At 50.8% G+C, this 1,728-nt stretch carries 2 protein-coding genes; both read left to right on the forward strand.

The window, feature by feature from the left end; genetic code table 11:
* On the forward strand, positions 1-1,272 hold a 1,272-nt coding region (locus tag Q0296_RS11135), incomplete at its 5' end, for a ribonuclease J (RefSeq protein ID WP_298040596.1).
* 9 nt (positions 1,273-1,281) lie between these two features.
* A partial coding sequence (locus Q0296_RS11140) for an SIS domain-containing protein (RefSeq protein WP_298040598.1) occupies positions 1,282-1,728 on the forward strand: 447 nt, incomplete at its 3' end.

The following is a 1,728-nucleotide window of genomic DNA, read 5'->3' on the forward strand; positions in this document are numbered from 1 at the left end:
GAGGTCGAGTGGATACATATCACGCACTCTATCATCGATGCCAGCGCGCTTGCCATCACGACAAAGGCGGGCACTATCATCCACACGGGCGACTTTAAGATCGACCACACGCCGATAGATGGCTACCCAACAGACCTTGGCAGACTCGCATACTACGGCGAACGCGGCGTACTGTGCCTGATGAGCGATAGCACGAACAGCTACCGCGAGGGCTTTACAAAAAGCGAAAGCAGCGTAGGCAGAACCTTTGACGCGATATTTTCCAAAGCCAAAGGTCGTGTGATAATGAGCACGTTTAGCTCCAACATCCACCGCGTCTATCAGGCGATCGACTGGGGGCTAAAATACAACCGCAAGGTATGCGTCATCGGCCGCAGCATGGAGCGTAACCTCTACACGGCGATGGAACTTGGCTACATCAAGCTCGATAAGAAAATTTTCATCGACGCTAACGAAGTCGGCAAATTTAAAGATAACGAGGTGCTGATCGTCACCACCGGCTCTCAGGGCGAGACGATGAGCGCGCTGTACCGCATGGCTACGGATGAGCACAAATACATCAAAATAAAGCCGACCGATCAGATCATCATCAGCTCAAAAGCGATCCCTGGCAACGAAAGCAGCGTCTCGACGGTGCTAAATTTTCTCATCAAATCAGGCGCTAGCGTCGCGTATCAGGACTTTAGCGAGATACACGTGAGCGGTCACGCCGCGCAAGAGGAGCAAAAACTGATGCTGCGCCTGATAAAGCCTAAATTTTTCCTTCCCGTTCACGGCGAATACAACCACATCGCAAAGCATAAAGAAACTGCCGTGGCATGTGGCGTGGATGAGCGAAACATCTATCTGATGAGCGACGGCGATCAGATAGAAATTTGCCAAAAATACATGAAGCGCGCCAAGACGGTAAAAACTGGCAAGGTCTTTATCGACAACCAAATCAACAAGCAAATTTCAGACGACGTCGTGATCGATAGGCAAAATTTGGCCGAAGCGGGCGTCGTGATGATCATCGCGCAAATCTCTCGCCACGGCGCTAAGCTCATAAACAAGCCTCGCGTCATCAGCTACGGACTCGTGGGCGATAAGCAAGACGGCGAGTTTAGAAAAGAGATGGAGGGCGTGCTGGAGCAGTATCTAAGCAATGTTAAAGAGGAGCTTTTAAAAGACGGCAGGATACTCGAGGGGCAGGTGCGCCAAGTCATCCGCAAGCATATATTTAGAAAAGTCAAAAAATATCCGACCATCGTGCCGATCATATACCTGATGTAAGGGCGTAAAATGAGCGAGATGATAAAAATAGCCGCTAACGTGCTAAAGACCGAAGCTAACGAGCTAACAAGGAACGCCGAGATTTTAGACGGCGAATTTGAAAATGCGGTCGAGATTTTATACCAAACTAAAGGCAAAGTCGTGGTCACGGGCGTGGGCAAGAGCGGACACGTCGGCACAAAGATCGCCGCGACACTTGCTAGCACGGGCACGCCTAGCTTTTTTATGCATCCGACCGAGGCAATGCACGGCGATCTGGGCATGATCGGCAAGGATGATACGCTACTAGCCATTAGCTTTAGCGGCGAGAGCGAGGAGCTAACCAAAATCCTGCCTCACGTGCAGCGTTTTGGCGTGCCGATAGTTGCGATGGCGAGGGATAAATTTAGCACGCTAGCCAAATTTAGCGACGCCTTTGTGAAGCTTGACGTTAGCAAAGAAGCCTGCCCGCTAGAT

The organism is uncultured Campylobacter sp., from assembly GCF_937890585.1.
Taxonomy (GTDB): domain Bacteria; phylum Campylobacterota; class Campylobacteria; order Campylobacterales; family Campylobacteraceae; genus Campylobacter_A.